Consider the following 851-nt stretch of genomic DNA (forward strand, 5'->3'; position numbering starts at 1 on the left):
TAACATTTTGATTTCTTGTGTTATAAAGTATATTGATAAAATTCTCTAATCCCCTAACCTTATATTCGTAATCATCTATCCATTTAGTCATAAATCTTTGATTTTCTTAGGAATGATATTAGGATAGCAAGGATAATTTGGAAAAATTATCACATAAATTGATATAATACTTAGTATAGAACAACTTATTAAGAGGTTAATTATGTCTAAATCATCTAAACAAATCGAAGAAGACGCTATTGACTATTTAAAACTGGCACTAAAAAAATCTAAACATATTAACAGAGAAATTTCTAAAGGGGATAGAGAACCTATCTGGGATGGTCGTATCTATTTTTATCATTTCAAAAACATACTTTTTTAATACTAAATTTTATAATATAATAGATACAATGACTTTTAAAATCTTCCCTATCCATAGGTGGATAGGGTTTTTCGTTGTTCATCACACGTTCTAAACATTCAATACTAGATCTTAGGTGAAACATTTCATGTTTCCTATATTTTTCATCCTGTGAGTTTAATAGTTCGTTTAGGTGACGTCTAATATGCCAAATGGCTTTTCTAATATTTGCTTCTTTTAAATTATTCATGAATCCATTGTATAATAAAATATAATCCAATTTCTTTGATTAAGCTAATTTACATGAAATATAAGCTATTCGGTTAAGAATAAGCTTAAAAGTTTTTTGAAGTAATCTATTCAGCACAAAAAACACCTATTCGGTAAAATAGGTGTGAATAATGTTATTTATATCCATATTGTTTTAGAGCGTTTTTATATGCTTCGCTACCTTTAAGATAGTAGTCATGCTTAACTCCACTAATATCAACAGAAAAGACCCCATCTT

The 851-nt window shown here is 27.3% G+C and carries 1 protein-coding gene; it reads left to right on the plus strand.

Annotation, left to right across the window (positions count from 1 at the left end; all coding sequences use genetic code 11):
• Positions 1-202 precede the first annotated feature (202 nt).
• On the plus strand, positions 203-364 hold the full coding sequence (locus tag HMPREF2918_RS11285; RefSeq protein ID WP_173019420.1) for a hypothetical protein: 162 nt from the start codon (positions 203-205) through the stop codon (positions 362-364).
• Positions 365-851: the final 487 nt, after the last annotated feature.

It is taken from the genome of Streptococcus sp. HMSC065C01 (genome assembly GCF_001813525.1).
Lineage (GTDB): Bacteria > Bacillota > Bacilli > Lactobacillales > Streptococcaceae > Streptococcus > Streptococcus parasanguinis_V.

Bases quoted from the DNA above. Each gene is read 5' to 3' on its own strand.
- HMPREF2918_RS11285 (WP_173019420.1), top strand. From the start codon at position 203: ATGTCTAAATCATCTAAACAAATCGAAGAAGACGCTATTGACTATTTA.